Below are 347 nucleotides of genomic sequence, written 5' to 3' on the forward strand. Positions count from 1 at the left end.
TTCCGCTGGCTTTTCTTCTTGTTTTCCTGCTTCTAACTTCACAAACTCTAACGACACATAGCCTTCTTTTCCTTGATAGCTTATTTTCGCCCAGCCGTTTACTTTTCCTAGTACTGTTACTTTTTCTCCATTTTTTAAGTTTCCGAGGATCGAGCTACTTGTATTCGCTGCACTTCTTACTCGGAGACTTGTCGCATTGATTGTTCCTACTTCTTGCGTTCCATTTTTAATCGTTGCATCTGATGTTTTCGGTTGTTCCGACGTTTTTACCTCTTCTGTGTTGCCATCAATTTTCACAAACTCTAACGATACATAACCTTCTTTTCCTTGATAGCTTATTTTTGCCC

Annotated in this window: 1 protein-coding gene; it reads right to left on the minus strand. The window is 39.5% G+C overall.

Translation table 11 applies throughout. The annotated features are described in order from the left end of the window. On the minus strand, positions 1-347 hold a 347-nt coding region (locus JDS82_RS29100; RefSeq protein WP_199714329.1), incomplete at both ends, for an SH3 domain-containing protein.

Source organism: Bacillus cereus group sp. N14 (assembly GCF_016483555.1).
GTDB classification, from domain to species: domain Bacteria; phylum Bacillota; class Bacilli; order Bacillales; family Bacillaceae_G; genus Bacillus_A; species Bacillus_A wiedmannii.